Raw genomic sequence first — 23,395 nt, 5'->3', positions numbered from 1 at the left:
TGATGCGAACGCTCTGTGCGTCCACCCTCATCGGTGAATTCTTCGTCATCGGTTTCGCCGGACTGGTCGCCATGAAGTCGGACGGCCTGTCGACGGCCACCGTCTGGACGGTGTGCGGTGTCGGGATGGCGCTGTCGGTGCTGCTGTGCGGGATGATCACCCGCCCCGGCGGGGTCCAGCTCGGCTGGGCGCTGCAGATCGCGCTGATCGTGAGCGGGTTCGTGGTGCCCACGATGTTCTTCCTGGGAGCGGTGTTCGCGGGCCTGTGGTGGGCCTCCGTGCACTACGGCCGCAAGATCGACGAGGCGAAGGCGAGATGGGCGGCCCAGGACCCGGTCCCGGACTGAACCCCCGAGCCTGACGCTGAGTGATCCCGGCCCCGTTCGGCCCTGTAGCCTCTGAACACTCGCACCCTCACCTGCACTGAAGGAGCTCGATCCGTGAGCCAGCGCACGCTCGTCCTGCTCAAGCCCGACGCCGTACGCCGCGGTCTGATCGGCGAGATCATCGGCCGTATCGAGGCCAAGGCCGGCTGGACCATCAGCGCGCTGGAGCTGCGCACGCTCGAGGCGGAGATCCTGGAGCAGCACTACGGCGAGCACAAGGGCAAGCCGTTCTACGAGCCGCTGGTCGAGTTCATGGCCTCCGGTCCGGTCGTCGCGCTGGTCGTCGACGGCGAGCGGGTCATCGAGGGCATGCGCGCGCTCGCCGGTCCGACCGATCCGATTGCCGCGGCTCCGGGCTCCATCCGTGGCGACTTCGGCACGATCGTCCGGGAGAACCTGATCCACGCCTCGGACTCGGAGGAGTCCGCCATTCGGGAACTGAAGATTTTTTTCCCGGGCCTTTCCTGACCGGGCGTCAGCCGAACAGCGCTCATGACCTGGGGCGACCGAAGGAATTTCGGTCGCCCTTCGGTATATGCGAGCGCAATTCGGGAACGCATCGCTGCGACACCTCGTCACCTATAGAGAGGTGGACCACCGCGCCGTGTCCGTGCAGGCGGCACTACGATGGAAGCCTCCACGCCACAGCACCCACCTCGCCGTCCTAAAAAGCCATCAACGCTCGATTTGGGAAGGCCAGACGCATCCTCATGGGGAACAACATGTCGTTCATCGGCCGTGACATGGCTGTCGACCTCGGGACCGCCAACACGCTGGTGTACGTCAGGGGCCGGGGGATCGTCCTCAACGAGCCGTCCGTCGTCGCCATCAACACCAACACGGGCGGCATTCTCGCGGTCGGCGCCGAGGCGAAGAAGATGATCGGCCGGACACCGGGCAACATCGTTGCCGTCCGGCCGTTGAAGGACGGCGTCATCGCCGACTTCGAGATCACCGAGCGAATGCTCCGCTACTTCATCCTGAAGATCCACAAGCGCCGGTACCTCGCCCGGCCGCGTGTCGTCGTCTGTGTGCCCTCCGGCATCACGGGCGTTGAGCGCCGCGCGGTCATCGAGGCATCGACGCAGGCGGGCGCCCGTCAGGTGCACATCATCGAGGAGCCCATGGCCGCGGCCATCGGCTCCGGACTCCCGGTTCATGAAGCCACCGGCAATATGGTCGTCGACATCGGCGGCGGCACCACCGAAGTCGCCGTGATCTCGCTCGGCGGAATCGTCACAGCACAGTCCATTCGCGTCGCCGGCGACGAGCTGGACAACGCGATCATTCAGCACATCAAGAAGGAGTACTCACTCCTGCTCGGCGAACGGACCGCCGAGAACATCAAGATCACCATTGGTTCCGCGTACGACATGGACAAGGACGAGCACACCGAGATCCGCGGTCGTGACCTCGTGTCCGGTCTGCCCAAGACCGTCGTCATCTCGGCCGCCGAAGTCCGCAAGGCGATCGAGGAACCGGTCAACGCGATCGTGGACGCCGTCAAGACCACGCTCGACAAGTGCCCGCCGGAGCTGTCCGGCGACGTCATGGACCGCGGCATCGTCCTCACCGGCGGTGGCGCACTGCTGCGCGGACTGGACGAACGGCTGCGCCGCGAGACCGGTATGCCGATCCACATCGCCGAGGACCCGCTGGATTCGGTGGCTCTCGGATCCGGCAAGTGCGTCGAGGAGTTCGAGGCGCTCCAGCAGGTGCTGGACGCCCAGCCCCGCCGCTAGGTCTGTTCGGGGGCGGGGCCCCGGGGTGTCGGGCCCCGGGAAGACGATCTGCCCCCTGGGCCCACGGGCCCGGGGGATCCCCTGTTCGGGTGCCTGCCAACCCGTACGGCAGATCGTTGATATACAGACATCAACATTCCTACGAGGAAGGCACGGCCGCCGCACGTGAGGGACACACGAGAGAGCCGGCTGCTCCTGGTGCTGCTGATCGCCATCGCGTTCGCTTTGATCACGGTGGACATCCGCGGGGGCGAGGACTCACCCGTCGACGGCGCCCGGCAGGCCGCCGCCTCGGCCTTCGGGCCCGTCGAGAACGGCGTGGCCACCGCGGTCAACCCGATCGGCAACGCCATCGGAGCCGTACGGGACTCCGGGGAGCGACACGACCGCATCGCCGTGCTGGAGCGCGAGAACGCCGCGCTCAAGGCCAGACTCGGAAGCGACGACCGCAACCGCAGCCGCGCGCGCGAGCTCGACAAGATGCTCAAGACCGCGGGCGCCGGCCAGTACGGCATCAAGGGCGCGGAGGTCATCGCCATAGGAGCCGCCCAGGGCTTCTCGTGGACCGTCACCATCGACGTCGGTTCCGACGACGGCATCAAGCGCGACATGACCGTGCTGAACGGCGACGGACTCGTCGGCCGCGTCACCACCGTCGGCCCGGGCACGGCGACCGTACTGCTGGCCAACGACCCGGACTTCACCGTCGGCACCCGGATGGAGAAGACCGACGAGCTCGGCTTCGCCACCGGCCAGGGCGACCGTCCGCTCTCCGTCCAGCTGCTCAACGGCAAGTCCAAGGTGAAGAAGGGCGACCGGCTGGTCACCTTCGGCTCCCAGGCCGACAAGCCGTTCGTGCCGGGCGTCCCCGTCGGTGAGGTGGTCCGCGTCGACCCCTCCGGCGGCGACCTGACCCGCAACATCTTCGTCCGGCCCTACGTCGGCTTCAGCAAGCTCGACATCGTCGGCGTGGTCGTCGTAGCCCCGCGCTCCGACCCGCGCGACACCGTCCTGCCGCCGAAACCCGCAGCGCCCCGGCCCACGCCGACGGTCACCGTGACCGTCACGCCCAGCGCCGGCAGCGGCGAGGACTCCGGCAATGCCGACGACCAGAACGACCAGCAGTAGGAGCTGATCCGTCATGCGTTTCAACCGGATGCTTCTCTCGACGACGCTCGTCGTGGTCGCTCTCGTCATCCAGGTCTCCATCCTCGCCCGCCTCCAGCTGCCCGGTGCCGTCCCCGACCTGATGCTGCTCGTCGTCCTTGGACTCGCGCTCGTCTACGGCCACATGGCGGGTGCCTTCATCGGCTTCGGCGCGGGACTCCTCGCCGACCTCGCGCCGCCCGCCGACCACGCCGCCGGACGCTACGCGCTCGTGCTCTGCGTGATCGGCTACCTCGCCGGCCTCGCCCGCCCCGACAACGGCCGGTTCAGGTCCGCCACCGGACCGATGCTCGTCGTCGTCGCTGCCGCCGTCGGCTCGACCCTGCTGTACGCCGGCGTGGGCGCCCTCGTCGGCGACACCGCCGCCCGCCATGTGGGCCTCGGCAGCCTGCTGTTCACGGCCGCCGTCTACGACCTGCTGCTCGCGCCGTTCACCGTGCCGCTGATCATGGCGCTCGCCAGACGCGCCGACAACGATCCGCTAGAGAACAGCCAGACCAACAACGCCGGGGACGTCGCCTCCGGCTGGCTCGCCTCCGGCACCGGCCTGCGGATCGGCAGCCAGCGCGGCGGCCTGCGGCTGAAGGCCGCCAGGACCAGAGCGGCCCGCGCCGGCCGCATCAAGGGAGTCAAGCGACTGTGAACGAGGGGGCACACGCAGTATGAGCAACATTCCCGAGACCGGCCGGACCCCTCGGGTCCAGATCCGGCTCGTCGTCATCCAGGTTCTGGTCTTCTCCCTCCTCCTCACGCTCGGCGGGCGCCTCTGGTACATCCAGATCCGCAACGGCCAGGAGTACACCGACGAGGCGAAGAACAACCACGTCCAGCAGGTCGTCCAGCCCGCGGTCCGCGGCGCGATCCTCGACTCCCGCGGCGTCCCCCTCGCCGACAACGAGACCCGCCTGGTCGTCTCCGCGTCCCGCACCGAGCTGATGAAGATGAAGGACGACGGCAAGGCCGTCCTCACCCGGCTCGGCGCGGTCCTCGGCATGAAGCCGAAGGACGTCATGGACAAGGTCAGGCTCTGCGACTCCAAGACCCCGCAACCCTGCTGGAACGGCTCGCCCTACCAGCCGATCCCCGTCACCGACGAGGCCACCACCCAGCAGGCCCTCCAGATCCGTGAACGCGCAGAGGACTTCCCCGGCATCACGGCCGAGCCGACCGCCGTACGCCGCTACGCCGCGCCCGGCAAGACCAACACCGCGCAGGTCCTCGGCTATCTCTCACCCGTCACCGACGAGGAGATCGAGAAGGCCAAGGACACCGACTCGCCCTTCCTGCGCTCCGACCAGGTCGGCCGCTCCGGACTCGAGCGCACCTACGATAAGGCCCTGCGCGGCAACGCCGGCGTCACCCGCTACGAGGTCGACAACCTCGGCCGCGTCATCGGCCAGGCCGACAAGGACCTCGCCCAGCCCGGCGCCAACGTCGTCACCTCCATCGACGCCCGGGTGCAGGCCGTCGCCGAGTACGAGCTCAACTTCGCGATGAAGGAAGCCCGCAAGGAGCACGACCGCAACACCAACGAGAACTACAAGGCCGACGCGGGCGCCGTCGTGGTCATGGAGAACAAGACCGGCCGGATCATCTCGATGGCCTCCCAGCCGACCTACGACCCGAACGCCTGGGTCGGCGGCATCTCCGGCAAGGACTACGCCAGGCTCACCGGCAAGTCCTCCAACTACCCCCTGCTCAACCGCGCCATCCAGGGCCAGGCCGCACCCGGCTCGATCTTCAAGGTGATCTCCTCCACCGCCGCGGTCAACGCCGGATACGACTTCAACGGCAACTACCCCTGCCCGAGCTCGTACTCCGTCGGCGGCCAGGTCTTCAAGAACTTCGAGTCCAAGGGCTACGGCAGCATCAGCCTCGGCCGCGCCCTCGAGGTCTCCTGCGACACCGTCTACTACGGCCTCGCCCACCGCGAGTGGCAGAAGGACGGCGGCACCAAGCCCAAGAAGAAGCCCAACGACTGGTTCTACAAGACCGCCCACCAGTTCGGTCTCGGCAACGAGACCGGCATCGACCTCCCCAACGAGGTCAGCGGCCGCGTCCCCGACCGCCAGTGGAAGCAGAGCTTCTGGGAGGCGAACAAGGACGGCTGGTGCAAGCAGGGCAAGAAGAACGGCGACTACGTCGAGAAGATCGCGTTCGAGAACTGCCTCGAAGGCAACCGGATGCGCGCCGGTGACTCCGTCAACTACTCGATCGGCCAGGGAGACACCCTCGTCACCCCGATCCAGATGGCCACCATCTACGCGGCCATCGCCAACGGCGGCACCCTCTTCAACCCCACCATCGGCAAGGCGATCATCAGCGCGGACGGCAAGAGCGTCGAGCAGATCAAGCCCACGTCGCACGGCAAGCTGCCGATGAACACCAAGACCAGGAAGCAGATAGACGCCGCCCTCGCGGGAGTCACCACCCGCGGCTCCGCCGCCTGGCGATTCGGCGGCTGGCCGCAGGACAAGATCCCGATGCACGCCAAGACGGGTACGGCCGAGGTCTACGGCAAGCAGACGACCTCCTGGTTCGTCTCCTACACGAACGACTACACGATCATCATGACGATCGCCCAGGGTGGTACGGGTTCCGGAGCCTCCGGACCGGCCGTCCGCAAGATCTACGAAGCCATGTACGGACTCGACGAGAAGGGCGCCCAGGACCTCAAGAAGGCCCTCATGCCCGCCCCGCAGACCGCACTGCCGAAGATCCAGCCCGACGGCTCCATCGACGCCCCGAAGATCCAGCCGTACCAGCCGAAGAAACCCAAGGCCCCGGCCGAACAGCTGCTCGCGGGACCGCCCGCGCGGAGGGACTGAGACATGGCCGGCAATGGCTTCTCCGTCTCCGGCTACGGCCCGCAGCGCGGTGGAATGTGGACCCGTCTGTCGGCACGCGACTCCGTCGTGCGCAGACTCGACTGGCCCCTGCTGCTCTCCGCGATCGCCCTCTCCTTCGTGGGATCGCTGCTCGTATGGTCCGCGACCCGCAACCGCGAGGCGCTCAACCACGGAGACCCCTACTACTTCCTGTTCCGGCACGTCCTCAACACCGGCATCGGCCTCGCCCTGATGGTCGGCACGATCTGGCTCGGACACCGCACCCTGCGCGGAGCCGTGCCCGTGCTGTACGGGATCTCCGTCGTCCTCGTGCTGCTCGTCCTCACCCCCGTCGGCGCGACCATCAACGGCGCGCACGCCTGGATCGTGCTCGGCGGCGGCTTCTCCATCCAGCCGTCCGAGTTCGTGAAGATCACGATCATCCTCGGCATGGCGATGATGCTCGCGGCCCGCGTCGACGCGGGCGACCTCGTCCATCCGGACCACCGCACCGTCGCCAAGTCCCTCGGCCTCGCGCTCGTGCCGATGGCCATCGTGATGCTGATGCCCGACCTCGGCTCGGTGATGGTGATGGCCGTCATCGTGCTCGGCGTCCTGCTCGCCTCCGGAGCCTCCAACCGCTGGATCCTCGGGATCATCGGCACCGGCGTCATCGGCGCCGTCGCCGTCGCGGCCCTCGGCGTCCTCGACGAGTACCAGATCAACCGCTTCGCGGCGTTCGCCAACCCCGAACTCGACCCCGCCGGAGTCGGCTACAACACCAACCAGGCGCGGATCGCCATCGGATCCGGCGGGCTGAGCGGAACCGGCCTGTTCAAGGGCTCCCAGACCACCGGCCAGTTCGTCCCCGAGCAGCAGACCGACTTCGTCTTCACCGTCGCCGGCGAAGAACTCGGCTTCCTCGGCGCCGGACTGATCCTGCTGCTCCTCGGCGTGGTGCTCTGGCGCGCCTGCCGGATCGCCCGAGAGACCACCGAGCTCTACGGCACCATCGTCGCCGCCGGCATCATCGCCTGGTTCGCCTTCCAGTCCTTCGAGAACGTCGGCATGACCCTCGGCATCATGCCGGTCGCCGGTCTGCCCCTGCCGTTCGTCTCCTACGGAGGCTCGTCGATGTTCGCCGTCTGGGTCGCCGTCGGGCTGCTCCAGTCCATCCGCGTGCAACGGCCGATAACTGCGTAGTGCCTGCCTGCGCGGGTCAGGCGAACCCAATGATGGGTAAGTTCGATTCATGGTGGACACCAAGCGAGAGATCGAGCGTAAGTACGAGGCCGCCCCCGACACCAAGCTGCCCGACCTCACCAAGGTCGGCTCAGTCGCCGGAACACTCGAACAGGGCGTCACCGAGCTCGACGCCGTCTACTACGACACCGCCGACCTGCGGCTCTCCGCAGCCTCCATCACCCTGCGCCGCAGGACCGGGGGCGCGGACGCGGGCTGGCACCTCAAGCTCCCCGTCGCGCCCGACGTGCGCGACGAGATCCACGCGCCGCTCTCCGACGAGGTCCCCGAGGAGATCGCGCAACTCGTCACGGCCCGCGTCCGCGGAGCCGACCTCGTACCCGTCGTCCGCCTGCGCACCGCCCGCGACGTCCACCACCTGGTCGATGAGGACGGCGACCTCCTGGCCGAGCTCAGCAAGGACACCGTCCACGCACAGCGGCTCGCCCCTGGCGAGCTGCGCACCGCCGCATGGGACGAGATCGAGGTCGAACTCGCCGACGGCAAAGATCCGGCCCTTCTCGACGCGATCGACAAGAGGCTCCGCAAGGCCGGACTCGTCCGGGCCGCGAGCCCCTCCAAACTGGCCCGCGCACTGGAGGAGACCGCCCCCGACGAGGACAGCACCGAGCAGACGAAAGAGAAGCCCGCCGGGCCCGTCGTCACACCCGGCAGCGCGGGCGACTACATCCTCGACTACGTCCGCGAGCAGATCGAGGCCGTCCTCGCCTACGACCCCGCCGTACGCCGCGACCTCCCCGACTCGGTCCACCAGATGCGCGTCGCCACCCGCAGGCTCCGCAGCGTCTTCAAGACCTACCGCAAGGTCCTCGACCGCACCGTCACCGACCCCGTCGGCGACGAGCTGAAATGGCTGGCCGCGGAGCTCGGCGTCGCCCGCGACCAGGAAGTACTCGCCGCACGGCTGGACACCCGCATCGCCGCCGTACCGCAGACACTGCTGCTCGGACCCGTCCGCGCACGGCTCCAGGTCTGGAACGCCTCACAGGGCTCCGACTCCCGCCGCAGGGCCGTCGCCACCCTGGACAGCACGCGCTACCTCGACCTCCTCGACACGCTGGACGCACTCCTCGCCGACCCGCCGCTGCGCAAGGCCGCCGCCGGCGACCCCTCCGACGTCCTCCCCAAGGCGATCACCAAGGACTACGAACGCCTGGCCGGCCGGATCGAGCCCGCCCTCGGCATGGAACCCGGCGAGGAACGGGACCTCGCACTCCACGAGGCCCGCAAGGCCGCCAAGCGCGCCCGCTACGCCGGAGAGGCCGCCAGGCCCGCCCTCGGCAAGCCCGCGAAGCGCTTCGCCAAGGCCATGAAGAGCGTGCAGACCCTGCTCGGCGACCACCAGGACAGCGTCGTCGCCCGCGGCACCCTGCGGGATCTCGGAATCCAGGCCCACGCCGCCGGAGAGTCCGCCTTCACCTGGGGACTCCTCCACGGCCGCGAGGAGAGCGAGGCGGCCGATCTGGAGCGGGAGCTCCCCGGCGTCTGGTCCAACGCCGCCAAGAAGGATCTTCGGACTGCGCTGACCGGGTGAGCATCGGGGGTACGCTGGATGGTCACCCAACCCGCTCATGAGAGACACCACGATGCCTGTCGAGTCGGTCTTCCCACGCCTGGAAGCGCTTCTCCCGCACGTCCAGAAGCCGATTCAGTACGTCGGAGGAGAACTCAACTCCACCGTCAAGGACTGGGACGCCTGCGACGTCCGCTGGGCGCTCATGTACCCCGACGCGTACGAGGTCGGACTCCCCAACCAGGGCGTCATGATCCTCTACGAGGTACTGAACGAGCGTGACGGTGTGCTGGCGGAGCGCACCTACAGCGTCTGGCCCGACCTCGAAGAGCTGATGCGCGAACACCGGGTGCCCCAGTTCACCGTCGACGCGCACCGCCCGGTGAAGGCCTTCGACGTCTTCGGCCTCAGCTTCTCCACCGAGCTGGGTTACACCAACATGCTCACGGCCCTCGACCTGGCCGGCATTCCGCTGGAGTCCCGGGACCGCACCCTCGACGACCCGATCGTGCTCGCCGGCGGCCACGCGGCCTTCAACCCCGAGCCGATCGCCGACTTCGTCGACTGCGTGATCATCGGCGACGGCGAGCAGGCCGTCCTCGACATGACCGAGATCATCCGCACCTGGAAGGCGGAAGGACGCCCCGGCGGCCGCGAGGAGGTCCTCTTCCGCCTCGCCAGGACCGGCAGCGTCTACGTCCCGGCCTTCTACGACGTCGAGTACCTGCCCGACGGCCGCATCGGCCGCGTCGTACCCAACAAGTCCGGTGTCCCGTGGCGCGTGTCCAAGCACACCGTCATGGACCTCGACGAGTGGCCCTACCCCAAGCAGCCGCTCGTCCCGCTCGCCGAGACCGTCCACGAGCGCATGTCCGTCGAGATCTTCCGCGGCTGCACCCGCGGCTGCCGCTTCTGCCAGGCGGGCATGATCACCCGTCCGGTGCGCGAGCGCAGCATCACCGGCATCGGCGACATGGTCGACAAGGGCCTCAAGGCGACCGGCTTCGAAGAGGTCGGCCTGCTCTCGCTGTCCTCCGCGGACCACAGCGAGATCGGCGACATCGCCAAGGGGCTGGCGGACCGGTACGAGGAGGACAAGATCGGTCTGTCCCTCCCGTCCACCCGCGTCGACGCGTTCAACGTCGACCTGGCCAACGAACTGACCCGCAACGGCCGCCGCTCCGGCCTCACCTTCGCCCCCGAGGGCGGCTCCGAGCGCCTGCGCAAGGTCATCAACAAGATGGTCTCGGAGGAGGACCTGATCCGCACGGTCTCCACCGCGTACGGCAACGGCTGGCGCCAGGTGAAGCTGTACTTCATGTGCGGCCTGCCCACCGAGACCGACGAGGACGTCCTGCAGATCGGCGACATGGCCGTGAAGGTCATCGCCGAGGGCCGCAAGGTCTCCGGCCAGAACGACATCCGCTGCACCGTCTCCATCGGGGGATTCGTCCCCAAGCCGCACACGCCCTTCCAGTGGGCGCCGCAGCTGAGCGCCGAGGAGACCGACGCGCGGCTGGAGAAGCTGCGCGACAAGATCCGCGGCGACAAGAAGTACGGCCGCTCGATCGGCTTCCGCTACCACGACGGCAAGCCCGGCATCGTCGAGGGCCTGCTCTCGCGCGGTGACCGCCGCATCGGCTCCGTGATCCGCGCCGTCTACGAGGACGGCGGCCGCTTCGACGGCTGGCGCGAGCACTTCTCGTACGACCGCTGGATGGCCTGCGCGGACAAGACGCTCCCCGAATTCGGCGTGGACGTCGACTGGTACACCACCCGGGAGCGTACGTACGAGGAGGTCCTGCCCTGGGACCACCTGGACTCCGGTCTCGACAAGGACTGGCTCTGGGAGGACTGGCAGGACTCGCTGGACGAGACCGAGGTCGAGGACTGCCGCTGGACGCCGTGCTTCGACTGTGGGGTGTGTCCTCAGCTCGACACCTCCATCCAGATCGGCCCGACGGGCAAGAAGCTTCTGCCGCTGACCGTCGTCAAGTAGCTCTCGGGGTGGGTCCGGTCGTGTGGGAAACCGCGTGTCCGGGCCCATCGGCGTCCGGGCACAATGGGGCGATGCCGCAGCTCACCGCTCCCGTCACCGGCGTCCGCACCTCCTTTCTCGCCGCGATGGACGAGTTCCTCGCGGAGGGGACCGACCCCGACACCCTGCTGGCGCATGAGATCGAGGAGTTCGGCCGCGTCTGGCACCGGCCGGACGGTTTCGCCGAGTACGTGGGGCGTTTGCGGGCCGAGGCGTTGGAGGAGACCCCGCGCCCCGAGGGCTGGGTGCCGCACACCAACCTCTGGTTCCTGGACGGCGATGTCTTCCTCGGACGGCTGGCGATCCGGCATCGACTCACGCCGTTCCTGCACGAGTTGGGCGGGCACATCGGCTACACGGTGCGGCCGTGCGCCCGGCGCAGCGGACACGCCACCGCGATGCTGCGCCAGGCCCTTCCCTACGCACGGGGGCTCGGGATCGACTCCGTGCTGCTCACCTGCGACCTCACCAACATCGCCTCGCGCAAGGTGATCGAGGCCAACGGCGGTGTTCTGGAGGACGAGCGGGGCGGAAAACGCAGGTACTGGATCCGGACGGACCTGTGATGCGTCCTGCCTGACATGGACGTGGAAAAGCGGTCGCCGGAACACACGCCGGTTCGCCGGAGTCAGGGGTACGGCGGGCATCAGGCGCCGGCGGGGTACGAGCCGGGCGAGGGATGTCTGACGACCCTCGTGCGGGTGCCTGTGCGGATCGTGGTGCTCGTCGTGGTCGTGCCGGTGCGCATGCTGTGGGATCTGCTCGCCCTCTGTGGCCGGGCCCTCCACCGCACGGTGCTGCGACCGGTCGGGCACGGCCTGGTGTGGGTGTACGCCGTTGTCCTCACGCCGGTCGGGCACGCTCTGGCGTGGCTCGCGGTGGTGCTGGGCAAGGCGGTGTTCGTCTGGCCGTGGGTGGGGCTGTGGCGTTATGTCGTGGTGCCGGTGGTGACGTACGGGCTGGTGGTTCCGGCGGTGTGGGTCTACCGGCAGGTGCTGACGCCGGTGGGTCGGGGTGTCGCCTGGGTGCTGACCGGCCTCGGGCGCGGCATCGGATGGACGCTCGGGACGCTGGGGCGTGGCATCGCCTGGCTCGTCGGGCATCTCGTCGTGGCTCCCGCGCGCTGGGTCCACCGTTCGCTGCTGACGCCGGTCGGGCACGCTCTGGCGTGGCTGGCGGTGGTGCTGGGCAAGGTGCTGTTCGTCTGGCCGTGGGTGGGGCTGTGGCGTTATGTCGTGGTGCCGGTGGTGACGTACGGGCTGGTGCTTCCGGTGGCCTGGGTCTACCGGCAGGTCCTGACCCCGCTGGGGCACGGCATCGTCCGGCTGGCGGCCGGCCTCTGGCACGGACTGGCCGTTCTCGGCCGCGGCCTGTGGACCGCCCTGACCTGGACCGTGCTGACCCTGCTGGTCACGCCCGTGGTGTGGCTGGTGGGCACGCTCGTCGTCGCGCCGCTCGTGTGGATCTTCCAGCGCGTGCTGGTGCCGCTCGGCCGTGAGATCGGTGCGGCCTTCGTCGTCGCCTGGCGGGTCGCCGGCTATGTGTCGAGCGCGGTCGGCAGTGCCGTGCGGTGGCTCGTCGTCCAGCTCGTGGTCCGGCCGGTGCGCTGGTTCTACGGGAGTGTGTGCACTCCGGTCGGCCACGCCGTGCGGGACTTTGTCTGGCGTCCGGCGAAGCGAGCCGCGGTCGAGGCGGGCCGGGCGGCCGCGGCGGCGGTCCGTTCGGCGAGGGAAACGATCCGGCAGGCGAGGCGTGACGCGTGGCGTGCACTGGTCGGCGGGCCGGGGTATGCGGAACCTGGGGAACCGCTCGTGCCTCAGGCGCGTACTCTGGGTAGTACAACGACTGTCCCCGGCGCGGCGGCCGAGCCCGAGATCTCCCTGCACAAGCAGGGGTGAGCCGGACGGGCCCCCACGGGACACCCCGCATCGACGAGGGCGGCGCGCCCCCCGCGCCCGTCCCGCACCGAGGAGAAGAACCACTGGGCAAGCGACAGCCCGAAGGCCCGCCGCCCGCACCTGCGGTGCAGCGCATTCGTCTGCGCTACACCAAGCGCGGCCGCCTCCGGTTCACCAGTCACCGTGACTTCCAGCGCGCTTTCGAGCGGGCGCTGCGGCGCGCCGAGGTGCCTATGGCGTACTCGGCGGGCTTCACCCCGCATCCGAAGGTGTCGTACGCCAATGCCGCACCCACCGGCACGGGCAGCGAGGCCGAGTATCTGGAGATCGCCCTCAGCGAGCACCGCGACCCCGACACGCTGCGCGAACTGCTCGACGAGTCGCTGCCGACCGGTCTGGACATCACCGAGGCCGTCGAGGCCCGTACGTCCGGGCTCGCCGACCGGCTCACCGCGTCCGTGTGGGAACTGCGGCTGGAGGGCGTGCGGGTGGAGGACGCGGAGAAGGCCGTCGAGGCCTTTCTCGCGGCCGACACCGTCGAAGTCCGGCGCAAGACCAAGAACGGCGTACGGACGTTCGATGCGCGGGGTGCGGTGGCGGATCTGCAGGCGGGTCCGTCACAGCCTGATAGGCCCGGGGTCGAGCCCTGTGCGATACTGCGGCTGGTCGTTCGGCACGTGACACCTGCCGTGCGACCCGACGACGTCCTGTCCGGTCTCCACGCTGTGGCCGACCTGGCGCCGCCGGTCCCCGCAGCGGTGACCAGGCTGGCGCAGGGGCTCTTCGACGAGGAGTCCGGCACGGTGACCGACCCGCTCGCGCTCGACCGCGAGGCAGTTCCGGCCGCTTCACCCACGGCCGTCGGAACAGCCTCCCCCTAGCTTCGCCGGGGGGACACCCCGCGACGGCGCCCGAAGGTCCCGCCGCGTTGGAGCAGTCGTTGTAGCGCGGCTCTCGCATCCGGGAGCCACCTGGGTCGGGCCGCGCAAGGACCAGAAGACTTTCGCCAGGCCGTGCGTACATCGCGTACGGAACCGGCGAGCCAGACATAACAGCTCCCGTGCGGCGCCCGCGCCCCGGACGGCGGCACCGCGCACATCACGCGGGCCGCGGCCGGACCGGAATGAGGCGCGGCGCCCGGGAGCGTGACGGGAGAACCGCCCGCATGCTCGAGCCGACTGAATCCGGCGTTGCCGGAGACAACGAACAGAACGACAACACCCCTGGCGACAAGCTGCCACCGCGCCGTCGGCGCCGCGCAGCTTCGCGCCCCGCCGGTCCGCCGGCCGGAGCGGCCTCCGCGGAGAGCGCCGACGTGGCAGCTCCGGTGCAGGAGGCGGCCGAGGCCGCCGCGCCTGCGGCTGCCGAGGAGACGCCCGCGCCGCGTGCGCGTCGTCGTGCCACGCGTAAGGCGACGGCTCCTGCCGGTGCGCCTGAGGCAGCCGAGATCGCCGCTGCCGCCGAGGTGGCGGAGACGGTTGCCCCTGAGGTGGCCGAAGAGACGCCCGCCGAGGCTCCCGCGCCGCGTGCGCGTCGTCGTGCCACGCGTAAGGCGACGGCTCCTGCCGGTGCGCCTGAGGCAGCCGAGATCGCCGCTGCCGCCGAGGTGGCGGAGACGGTCGCCCCCGAGGTGGCCGAAGAGACGCCCGCCGAGGCTCCCGCGCCGCGCAAGCGCCGCCGGGCCACGCGCCAGGTGAGTGCGCCGGAGGGCGCCGAGATCGCCGCCGCCGTCGAGGCCGCGCCCGCCGTCGCCGCGCAGGTCGCCGAAGAAGCGCCTGCCGAGGCCTCCGCCGAGACCCCTGCCGAGGCTCCTGCGCCGCGCCGGTCCCGCCGCCGCGCCTCCGCGCCCGCCGGTGCCCCCACCGCGCAGGCCGAGACCGAGGCCGCCCCGGCCGAGTCCGCCGAGCCCGAGGCCGCGCCGGCCGGTCGCAGCCGCCGCCGCGCCGCCCGCAAGGCCACCGCGCCGGCCGCCGGCCCGCAGGCCGGGACCGACGCGGACGCCGTCGACTCCGCTGCCGTCGAGTCCGGCGAGAGCCTGCCCGAGGACGCCGTCGCACAGATCACCTCCCGCGAGGACGAGGTCGCGGCAGCCGAGAAGGCCGCGACCCGCGGCCGTACGCGCCGCCGCGCCGTCTCGCCCGAGACCACCGCGCAGCCGGCCGCCGAGGAGGCGCCCGCGCCGCGCGAGGAGGCCGCGAAGAGCGAGGCCCCCGCGCGCACCCGCCGTGCCGCCCGGCCCGCCGTGGCCCTCTTCCAGGCCCCGGTCTTCGCCGAGCCCATGTTCCAGACCCCGGAGACGGCCGCAGCCGCTGCCGCTCTCGACCCGGACGAGGAGACCGACTCCGACGAGGACGACGTCACCGCCGAGCCGGTCGCAGAGGCCCCCGCGGAGCCCGCGGGCCGTCGTCGCCGCCGCCGTCGCGGTGAGCCCGCCGAGCAGCCCCAGGCCCCCGTCGCCGAGGAGCCCGAGCCCGCCGCCGAGACGGAGTCCGACCAGGACGCCGAGGCCGGTGACGAGGACTCCGACGAGTACGGCGACCGCCCCTCGCGGCGTCGCCGCCGTGGTGGCCGCCGCCGTCGCCGTGGTGAGTCCCCGGACGCCGACGAGGCGTCGGACGAGCAGTCCGACGATGCCGCCGCCGAGGACACCGAGGCCGGTGACGGTGAGGACTCCGACGAGGAGGGCGACAACGACGCCCCCTCGGCCGGCAGCTCCAGCAGCCGTCGCCGCCGTCGCCGTCGTCGTCGCAGCGGTGAGCCGACGTCCGAGGACGAGTCCGGTACGAACGACCCGGAGCGCACGGTCGTCAAGGTCCGCGAGCCGCGTCCGGCCCGTGCCAAGAGCGACGAGCCCTCCGACGAGGTGCAGTCCATCAAGGGCTCCACGCGTCTGGAGGCGAAGAAGCAGCGGCGCCGTGAGGGCCGCGAGCAGGGCCGCCGCCGCGTCCCGATCATCACCGAGGCCGAGTTCCTCGCCCGCCGCGAGGCCGTCGAGCGGGTCATGGTCGTCCGCCAGAGCGGCGAGCGCACCCAGATCGGCGTCCTCGAGGACAACGTGCTCGTCGAGCACTACGTCAACAAGGAGCAGGCGACCTCGTACGTCGGCAACGTCTACCTGGGCAAGGTGCAGAACGTACTGCCGTCCATGGAGGCCGCGTTCGTCGACATCGGCAAGGGCCGCAACGCCGTCCTGTACGCCGGTGAGGTCAACTTCGAGTCGCTGGGCATGGCCAACGGCCCCCGCCGTATCGAGGCCGCGCTCAAGTCCGGCCAGTCGGTGCTCGTCCAGGTGACGAAGGACCCGATCGGTCACAAGGGCGCCCGTCTGACGAGCCAGGTGTCCCTGCCCGGCCGTTACCTGGTCTACGTGCCCGAGGGCTCGATGACCGGCATCAGTCGCAAGCTGCCCGACACCGAGCGGGCCCGGCTGAAGACCATCCTCAAGAAGATCGTTCCCGAGGACGCGGGCGTCATCGTGCGCACCGCGGCCGAGGGCGCGAGCGAGGACGAGCTGCGCCGTGACGTCGAGCGGCTCCAGGCGCAGTGGGAGGACATCCAGAAGAAGTCGAAGGGCGGCGGCAGTTCGAACGCGCCGTCGCTGCTGTACGGCGAGCCGGACATGACCGTCCGTGTCGTCCGCGACATCTTCAACGAGGACTTCTCGAAGGTCATCGTCAGCGGTGACGAGGCGTGGGAGACGATCCACGGCTACGTCCAGCACGTGGCCCCCGACCTGGCCGACCGCCTTCAGCGGTGGACGAGCGAGGTCGACGTCTTCGCGACGTACCGGATCGACGAGCAGCTCATGAAGGCGCTGGACCGCAAGGTCTGGCTGCCGTCCGGTGGTTCGCTGGTGATCGACAAGACCGAGGCCATGGTCGTGATCGACGTCAACACCGGCAAGTTCACCGGTCAGGGCGGCAATCTCGAGGAGACCGTCACCAGGAACAACCTGGAGGCGGCCGAGGAGATCGTCCGTCAGCTGCGGCTGCGCGACCTGGGCGGCATCGTCGTCGTCGACTTCATCGACATGGTGCTCGAGTCCAACCGTGACCTGGTCATGCGCAGGCTGCTGGAGTGCCTGGGCCGTGACCGCACGAAGCACCAGGTCGCCGAGGTCACCTCGCTGGGTCTGGTCCAGATGACCCGTAAGCGGGTGGGCCAGGGCCTGCTGGAGTCCTTCTCCGAGACCTGTGTCCACTGCAACGGGCGCGGTGTGATCGTGCACATGGAGCAGCCGACGGCCGCCGGTGGCGGTGGCGGCAAGCGCTCCAAGAAGCGCGGCCGCGGCGGCTCGGAGCACGTCCACGAGCACGAGCTCGACGCCACGGCCGAGGCGCCTGCCGAGACCGGGACCGAGAGCGAGGCGGAGGTCGCCGCGGAGACCGCTGCTCCGGCCGCGCTGCCGGAGCCGGACTTCCAGCCCGACGAGGACCTGTACAGCAGCGCTGCCGAGGCCGAGGCGGCCGCCTCGCGCGGCCGTGGCCGCAGGCGGGCGACCCGCCGTGCCTCGGCGCCGAGCGGTGCCCCGAGGTCGGCCGAGGCGCAGAGCGCGGTGGCGGAGACCGTCGTCGAGCCGGCGCCGAAGGCGGAGCCCGAGCCCCAGGCCGAGCCGGAGCCGGTCGCCGCCGCGGCCGCCGTCGACGAGGCGGCCCCCGCGGGCCGTGGTCGCCGCCGGGCCACCCGTAAGGCGTCCGCGCCCGCCGGTCCTCCGCCCACCACCGACCCCACCGTCGTGGAGACGCTGGTGAAGGCGCCTGCCGAGCCCGCACAGGAGCCGGTGGCCGAGCCCGAGGCCCCCGTGGCCGAAGAGGCTCCGGCCGTGGCTCCGCCGCGGGCGCGCCGCCGGGCGACCCGCAAGGTCAGCGCCCCGGCCGGTTCGCCGTCCGGTACGGAGGAGGCCGCGGTCGTCGTGGTCGCCGCCGCCGAGGACGGCGCGGAGCCGCAGGCGCCGGCGGACGACGCGGAGCCGGCGGCCCCCGCCAAGAAGGCGGTCCGCAAGACGGCCAAGAAGGCCACCGCGAAGAAGGCCGCCACCACCACCAAGAAGGCGGCGGCCAAGAAGACGACGGCGAAGAAGACGACCACCAAGAAGGCCGGTGCGAAGAAGACCGCCGCGGCCGAGCAGTCGCTGCCGTCGGTGACGGCGACCACCGAGAGCTGAACAGTTGATGAGCCCTCAGTGAACAAGCCGTGTCCCATCCCACAGGCTCAGGGGTGGGACACGGTTTTTGTCTCCGAATTGATGCAGTGCTCCGTTAACAGCCCCGAAATTGACTAGGAAATCCCTGATAATGTGACGGCGGTCGCTGCCGGGTGAGACTCCCGTTCCGGACACTACGGTAGGTGACCGACCCGGTTCGGGACACGACCGGTCCCAGTTCCTCGGTAGGGCGTTGGCTTTGCGCCGGAGGGGTGTGCGCGGCCTCGCAAGACGTCCGCACCGCCCCAGACCTCTGCCACAAAGAGCTCTTGCGGTGTTCAAGGAGGACGTCCATGACGAGCAGCAATCGGCAGCCCATTCCCGCTGCCCGCCCGGTCATCGGTGAGGAAGAAATCGAGGCCGCGGTACGCGTACTGCGCAGCGGTCGCGTGGTGCAGGGCCCCGAAGTGGCCGCATTCGAGGAGAGCTTCGGCGACCTGGTCGACGGCCGCCATTGCGTCGCCGTCAACTCCGGTACCTCCGCGCTGCACCTCCTTCTGCTGGCTTTGGGCATCGGTCCGGGCGACGAGGTGATCGTTCCCTCGTTCTCCTTCGCCGCCTCGGCGAACGCGGTCCGCCTCGTCGGCGCCGACGTCGTCTTCGCCGACATCGAGGCCGACAGCTACTGCCTGGACCCGGCCGCGGTCGAGGCCGCCATCACCCCGCGCACGGCCGCGATCATGCCGGTGCACCTGTACGGCCACCCGGCCGCGATGGACAAGATCATGCCCATCGCCGCCAAGCACAAGCTGGCCGTCGTCGAGGACGCGTGCCAGGCGCACGCGGCCGCGCTGAACGGCACGCCCGTCGGCGCGTTCGGCTCCGGTGGAACGTTCAGCTTCTACCCGACCAAGAACATGCACTCCCTCGAGGGCGGCATGATCTCCACGGCCGACGCCGAGATCGCCCGCACCCTGCGCCTGCTGCGCAACCAGGGCATGGAGCAGCGGTACGCCAACGAGATCGTCGGCGCCAACATGCGCATGACCGATGTCGCCGCCGCCGTCGGCCGGGTGCAGCTGGCGAAGCTGAACGGCTGGACCGAGCAGCGCATCGCCAACGCCGCGTACCTCACCGAGAACATCACCGCGCCGGCCGTGACCACGCCGACCGTCGCCGAGGGTGCGCGTCACATCTACCACCAGTACACGATCCGCGTCAGCGGCGACCGCGACGCCGCGATGGCCAAGCTGACCGAGGCGGGTGTCGGCAACGCCGTCTACTACCCGACCCCGATCCACCGGCTGAAGCCGTACTGGGAGCCGGACCAGAAGGCCGGCCGCAACTGGGACCTGCCCGAGACCGAGCGGGCGGCCGCCGAGGTCGTCTCGCTGCCGGTGCACCCTTCGCTGACCGCGGAGGACCTCGAGCGCATCGCCGCCGCCGTGAACGACCTGGGAGAGAACCTGTGACCACCGCTCCGGGACTGCGGGCCGGCCTGATCGGCCTCGGCTCGATGGGCCGCCACCACGCCCGTGTGCTGGCCGGACTGGACGGCGTCCACTTCATCGGCGTCGTCGACCCGATGGGCGACAAGAACGGCTGGGCGCAGGGCGCCCCCGTGCTGTCGACCGTCGAGGAGCTCATCGCGCTCGGTATCGACTACGCCGTGGTGGCCTGCCCGACCGCCCTGCACGAGGAAGTCGGCCTGAAGCTGGCCGAGGCCGGCATCGGCGCCCTGATCGAGAAGCCCGTCGCGGACACCGTGGACGGCGCCCGCCGGCTCGTCGAGGCCTTCGAGTCGCGCGGTCTGGTGGCCGGCGTCGGGCACATCGAGCGCTGCAACCCCGCGCTGCGGTCGCTGCGCCAGCGTCTGGAGGCCGGTGAGCTGGGCGATGTCTACCAGGTCGTCACCCGCCGCCAGGGCCCCTTCCCGCACCGCATCGCCGATGTCGGCGTGGTCAAGGACCTCGCCACCCACGACATCGACCTCACCGGCTGGGTCACCGGCCAGACCTACACCTCGATCTCGGCGCGCACGGTCTCCAAGTCGGGCCGTCCCCACGAGGACATGGTGTCGGCCGTCGGCCAGCTCTCCGACGGCACGATGGTCAACCACCTGGTGAACTGGCTGAGCCCGCTCAAGGAGCGCTTCACCTCGGTCACCGGCGAGAAGGGCTGCTTCGTCGCGGACACCCTCACCGCCGACCTCACCTTCTACGCGAACGCCTCCCAGGCCACCGAGTGGGAAGCGGTCCAGGCGTTCCGCGGTGTCGCCGAGGGCGACATGATCCGTTACGCGATCGCCAAGCGCGAGCCGCTGCTGGTGGAGCACGAGCTCTTCCGGGACGCGGTGCTCGGCAAGTCCGACGACATTTGCACACTGCGGCAGGGTCTTCGTACCGTCGAGGTCGCGGCAGCCGTGCTGGAGTCCGCCGCCGGCGGAGTCACCGTCGATCTCTCCGCGTACACCGCGGCCCAGTAGGGCGAGGAGCCTTGACCAGTCCTGATGTCACCGTCGTTGTGGCCGTGTACAACACGATGCCGTATCTGACGGAATGCCTTAACTCTCTTGTCGGGCAGAGCATTGGCCTGGACAGGCTGGAGATCGTGGCCGTCGACGACGGCTCCACGGACGACAGCGGGGCGGAGCTCGACCGCTTCGCGAAGAAGTACCCGAAGACCGTCAAGGTGATTCACCAGGCGAACTCCGGTGGCCCCGCAGCGCCCAGCAACAGGGCGCTGGAGGTGGCCACCGGGCGTTTCGTCTACTTCATCGGCTCCGACGACTACCTCGGCAAAGAGGCTCTCGCGCGGATGGTGAAGTACGCCGACAAGCACGACTCCGACGTGGTGATCGGCAAGATGGTCGGCACCAACGGCCGCTACGTCCACCAGGCGCTCTACAAGAAGAGCAACCCGGACGTCAGCCTGTACGACTCGGCGCTGCCCTTCACCCTGGCGAACACCAAGCTGTTCCGCCGCGATCTGGTGGAGCGGCACAAGCTGCGGTTCCCGGAGGATCTGCCGGTCGGCAGCGACCAGCCGTTCACCATCGAGGCGTGCGTCAGGGCCCGGAAGATCTCGGTCCTCGCGGACTACACGTACTACTACGCGGTGAAGCGCGGCGACTCGAGCAACATCACCTACCGCGCCAACCATCTCTCGCGGCTGCGGTGCACCGCGCGGATCCTGGAGCACGCGGCCGGACTGATCGAGGCCGGCCCGCAGCGTGACACCGTCTTCCAGCGCCACTTCACCTGGGAGCTGGCCAAGCTCGTCCAGGGCGACTTCCCCGCGCTCGACGAGCAGACCAGGCGTGAGGTCTGCGCCGGGATCGCCGAGCTGGCCGACGACTACCTCACCGAGCGGCTGGCCGACTCGCTGCCCGTGACGCGACGGGTGCGGCTCACGCTGGCCCAGCGCGGCATGGTCGACGAGCTCGTCGCCGCGATCGAGGCCGAGGAGAACGGCGCGCCGCCCCCCTTCCACCTGGAGGGCGACCGCGCCTTCGCCGCGTACACCGGCTTCCGCGACCCCGCCGTGGGCATCCCGGACCGGGTCTACGAGGTGCTCGGGGAGTCGGTGCCCGCCGCGCTCGCGGCCGGTACGGAAATGGTCTCGGCCGAGTGGGAGCAGAGCGGTGACGAGCTGTTCCTGTCCGTCGCGGTGCGTACCGCGCTGACGGGCGACACCGAGTCGGCCGTGGTGCGCCTCGTCCAGGGCGCGATGCCCAAGAGCGCCGACAAGGCGGGCGGGCGCAGGCTGCCCGCCGGGCAGGAACTCCCGCCCCCCGCCGGGGAGTTCACCCAGGAGGTGACCGCCGACGGCGCGGGCACGGTCCTGCGGGCCCGTATCCCCGTGGCGGCCCGTACGGCCACGCTCGGTGTGCGCGTCCATGTGGACATCGCGGGCTGGACGTACGAGATCCCCGTGCGCGCCCAGGACAAGCCGATGCCGCTGGCCCGGCGCTGGCGCAGCGGCACCCCCTACCGAGTGGCCGCGCGTGTGAACGCCAAGGGCCGGATGGTGGTCGTGACCGGCCTCCTGTTCCCGCCCTCCGACAAATGGTGGTCGCGTGTGCGGCCCCTGCTGGTCCGTGTGAAGAGGAAAGTATCCCGATGAATATCTGTGTAGTTGCGCTCGGCAAGATCGGGCTTCCGCTCGCCGTGCAGTTCGCGGCCAAGGGCCACAAGGTCATCGGCGCCGACGTCAACGAGAAGGTCGTCGAGCTGGTCAACGCCGGCACCGAGCCGTTCCCCGGTGAGCACGACCTCGGCCGGCTGCTCAAGGAGACCGTCAACGCCGGGCTGCTGAGTGCCACCACCGACACCGCCGCGGCCGTCGCCCAGTCCGAGGCCGTCGTGGTCGTCGTCCCGCTGTTCGTGGACGCCGAGGGCACCCCGGACTTCGGCTGGATGGACTCCGCCACCAAGGCCATCGCCAAGGGCCTCAAGCCCGGCACCCTCGTCTCCTACGAGACCACGCTGCCGGTCGGCACCACGCGCACCCGCTGGGCGCCGATGCTCCAGGAGGGCTCCGGCCTGACCGCCGGCGAGGACTTCCACCTGGTCTTCTCGCCGGAGCGCGTCCTCACCGGCCGCGTCTTCGCCGACCTGCGCCGCTACCCCAAGCTCGTCGGCGGCATCGACGAGGCGTCTGCGAAGCACGGCGTGGAGTTCTACGAGAAGGTCCTCGACTTCGACGAGCGCGCCGACCTGGCGCAGCCGAACGGCGTGTGGGACCTGGGCACCGCCGAGGCCTCCGAGCTCGCCAAGCTCGCCGAGACGACCTACCGCGACGTCAACATCGGCCTGGCGAACCAGTTCGCCCGCTTCGCCGACAAGAACGACATCGACGTCAAGAAGGTCATCGAGGCCTGCAACTCGCAGCCGTACAGCCACATCCACCAGCCCGGCATCGCCGTCGGTGGTCACTGCATCCCGATCTACCCGCGGATGTACCTGTGGAACGACCCGGAGGCGACCGTCGTGCGCTCGGCGCGCGAGGCCAACGCCGCCATGCCGGAGTACGCCGTCGACCTGCTGGCCGCCGCCTACGGCGACCTGAAGGACGTCAATGTCCTGGTGCTCGGTGCCGCGTACCGCGGTGGCGTCAAGGAGACCGCCTTCTCCGGCGTCTTCCCGACCGTCGAGGCGCTCAAGGCCCGCGGTGCCGTCCCGTTCGTGTCGGACCCGATGTACACGGCCGAGGAGCTGACCGCGCACGGCCTCACGCCGCACGCGGGTGAGCCGGTCACCGCCGCGATCCTCCAGGCCGACCACGCGGAGTACCGCGAGCTCGCCGCCTCCGACCTGCCGGAGGTCCGCGTCCTGGTCGACGGCCGGCGCACCACCGACCCGGCCCGCTGGGAAGGCGTACGCCGGGTCGTCATCGGCGGCTGACGCCCCCTGCAC

General features: G+C 70.2%; 17 protein-coding genes. All 17 read left to right on the top strand.

Going from position 1 to position 23,395, the window contains the following annotated elements; all coding sequences use genetic code 11:
• The first annotated feature begins 2 nt into the window (after positions 1–2).
• The 17 genes from ACQPWZ_RS12375 (at position 3) to ACQPWZ_RS12295 (ending at position 23,383) form a co-directional block, all read left to right on the top strand.
• Positions 3–347 carry a DUF4233 domain-containing protein gene (locus tag ACQPWZ_RS12375; protein ID WP_340473098.1) on the top strand — a complete coding sequence of 115 codons (345 nt, stop codon included), beginning with the start codon at positions 3–5 and terminating at the stop codon, positions 345–347.
• A 93-nt stretch (positions 348–440) separates the two neighbouring features.
• Positions 441–854: a nucleoside-diphosphate kinase gene (gene ndk, locus ACQPWZ_RS12370; RefSeq protein WP_313946330.1), complete on the top strand. Its 414-nt coding sequence runs from the start codon at positions 441–443 to the stop codon at positions 852–854.
• Between the two features lie 254 nt (positions 855–1,108).
• Positions 1,109–2,128 (top strand): rod shape-determining protein, encoded by a 1,020-nt coding sequence (locus ACQPWZ_RS12365; protein WP_142218247.1) that lies wholly within the window; start codon positions 1,109–1,111, stop codon positions 2,126–2,128.
• Positions 2,129–2,293: 165 nt separating this feature from the next.
• Positions 2,294–3,256, top strand: coding sequence for a rod shape-determining protein MreC (gene mreC, locus ACQPWZ_RS12360; protein WP_340473097.1), 963 nt, complete (start codon positions 2,294–2,296; stop codon positions 3,254–3,256).
• A gap of 13 nt (positions 3,257–3,269) precedes the next feature.
• Positions 3,270–3,938: a rod shape-determining protein MreD gene (gene mreD / locus ACQPWZ_RS12355; protein WP_356701776.1), complete on the top strand. Its 669-nt coding sequence runs from the start codon at positions 3,270–3,272 to the stop codon at positions 3,936–3,938.
• A 19-nt stretch (positions 3,939–3,957) separates the two neighbouring features.
• Entirely contained in the window at positions 3,958–6,123 is a 2,166-nt protein-coding gene (gene mrdA / locus ACQPWZ_RS12350; protein WP_433571336.1) for a penicillin-binding protein 2, read from the top strand.
• 3 nt (positions 6,124–6,126) lie between these two features.
• Complete coding sequence (gene rodA, locus ACQPWZ_RS12345; RefSeq protein WP_327684228.1) at positions 6,127–7,326, top strand: rod shape-determining protein RodA; 1,200 nt, start codon at positions 6,127–6,129, stop codon at positions 7,324–7,326.
• 49 nt (positions 7,327–7,375) lie between these two features.
• Positions 7,376–8,920, top strand: coding sequence for a CHAD domain-containing protein (locus ACQPWZ_RS12340; RefSeq protein ID WP_433571335.1), 1,545 nt, complete (start codon positions 7,376–7,378; stop codon positions 8,918–8,920).
• Between the two features lie 52 nt (positions 8,921–8,972).
• Positions 8,973–10,898 carry a TIGR03960 family B12-binding radical SAM protein gene (locus ACQPWZ_RS12335; RefSeq protein ID WP_313949013.1) on the top strand — a complete coding sequence of 642 codons (1,926 nt, stop codon included), beginning with the start codon at positions 8,973–8,975 and terminating at the stop codon, positions 10,896–10,898.
• 71 nt (positions 10,899–10,969) lie between these two features.
• Entirely contained in the window at positions 10,970–11,503 is a 534-nt protein-coding gene (locus ACQPWZ_RS12330; protein ID WP_433571334.1) for a GNAT family N-acetyltransferase, read from the top strand.
• Positions 11,504–11,638: 135 nt separating this feature from the next.
• Complete coding sequence (locus ACQPWZ_RS12325; RefSeq protein WP_433571333.1) at positions 11,639–12,835, top strand: hypothetical protein; 1,197 nt, start codon at positions 11,639–11,641, stop codon at positions 12,833–12,835.
• 125 nt (positions 12,836–12,960) lie between these two features.
• On the top strand, positions 12,961–13,716 hold the full coding sequence (locus tag ACQPWZ_RS12320) for a TIGR03936 family radical SAM-associated protein (RefSeq protein WP_340473091.1): 756 nt from the start codon (positions 12,961–12,963) through the stop codon (positions 13,714–13,716).
• A gap of 284 nt (positions 13,717–14,000) precedes the next feature.
• Positions 14,001–17,999, top strand: a complete 3,999-nt coding sequence (locus ACQPWZ_RS12315; RefSeq protein WP_433571332.1) for an Rne/Rng family ribonuclease — start codon at positions 14,001–14,003, stop codon at positions 17,997–17,999.
• Between the two features lie 332 nt (positions 18,000–18,331).
• Complete coding sequence (locus ACQPWZ_RS12310; RefSeq protein ID WP_340473089.1) at positions 18,332–19,450, top strand: DegT/DnrJ/EryC1/StrS family aminotransferase; 1,119 nt, start codon at positions 18,332–18,334, stop codon at positions 19,448–19,450.
• Positions 19,447–20,463: a Gfo/Idh/MocA family protein gene (locus tag ACQPWZ_RS12305; RefSeq protein WP_340473088.1), complete on the top strand. Its 1,017-nt coding sequence runs from the start codon at positions 19,447–19,449 to the stop codon at positions 20,461–20,463. The genes ACQPWZ_RS12310 and ACQPWZ_RS12305 overlap by 4 nt, the downstream gene beginning before the upstream one ends.
• Before the next feature lie 11 nt (positions 20,464–20,474).
• Positions 20,475–22,103, top strand: coding sequence for a glycosyltransferase family 2 protein (locus tag ACQPWZ_RS12300; protein ID WP_340473087.1), 1,629 nt, complete (start codon positions 20,475–20,477; stop codon positions 22,101–22,103).
• On the top strand, positions 22,100–23,383 hold the full coding sequence (locus ACQPWZ_RS12295; protein ID WP_340473086.1) for a nucleotide sugar dehydrogenase: 1,284 nt from the start codon (positions 22,100–22,102) through the stop codon (positions 23,381–23,383). Before ACQPWZ_RS12300 ends, ACQPWZ_RS12295 begins: the two co-directional genes overlap by 4 nt.
• Positions 23,384–23,395: the final 12 nt, after the last annotated feature.

Source organism: Streptomyces sp. CA-251247, assembly GCF_050952975.1.
Classification (GTDB): Bacteria; Actinomycetota; Actinomycetes; order Streptomycetales; family Streptomycetaceae; genus Streptomyces; species Streptomyces achmelvichensis.
The sequence above is the reverse complement of the archived record's forward strand: the minus strand, read 5'-3'. Positions and strand labels throughout refer to the sequence as shown.

What these genes read in the sequence shown, in the direction of transcription:
- mreD (WP_356701776.1), top strand. Translation starts at nt 3,270, where the DNA reads ATGCGTTTCAACCGGATGCTTCTCTCGACGACGCTCGTCGTGGTCGCT.
- rodA (WP_327684228.1), top strand. Translation starts at nt 6,127, where the DNA reads ATGGCCGGCAATGGCTTCTCCGTCTCCGGCTACGGCCCGCAGCGCGGT.
- ACQPWZ_RS12365 (WP_142218247.1), top strand. Translation starts at nt 1,109, where the DNA reads ATGTCGTTCATCGGCCGTGACATGGCTGTCGACCTCGGGACCGCCAAC.
- ACQPWZ_RS12340 (WP_433571335.1), top strand. Translation starts at nt 7,376, where the DNA reads ATGGTGGACACCAAGCGAGAGATCGAGCGTAAGTACGAGGCCGCCCCC.
- ACQPWZ_RS12375 (WP_340473098.1), top strand. Translation starts at nt 3, where the DNA reads ATGCGAACGCTCTGTGCGTCCACCCTCATCGGTGAATTCTTCGTCATC.
- ACQPWZ_RS12335 (WP_313949013.1), top strand. Translation starts at nt 8,973, where the DNA reads ATGCCTGTCGAGTCGGTCTTCCCACGCCTGGAAGCGCTTCTCCCGCAC.
- mrdA (WP_433571336.1), top strand. Translation starts at nt 3,958, where the DNA reads ATGAGCAACATTCCCGAGACCGGCCGGACCCCTCGGGTCCAGATCCGG.
- ACQPWZ_RS12310 (WP_340473089.1), top strand. Translation starts at nt 18,332, where the DNA reads ATGACGAGCAGCAATCGGCAGCCCATTCCCGCTGCCCGCCCGGTCATC.
- ACQPWZ_RS12295 (WP_340473086.1), top strand. Translation starts at nt 22,100, where the DNA reads ATGAATATCTGTGTAGTTGCGCTCGGCAAGATCGGGCTTCCGCTCGCC.
- ACQPWZ_RS12330 (WP_433571334.1), top strand. Translation starts at nt 10,970, where the DNA reads ATGCCGCAGCTCACCGCTCCCGTCACCGGCGTCCGCACCTCCTTTCTC.
- ACQPWZ_RS12315 (WP_433571332.1), top strand. Translation starts at nt 14,001, where the DNA reads ATGCTCGAGCCGACTGAATCCGGCGTTGCCGGAGACAACGAACAGAAC.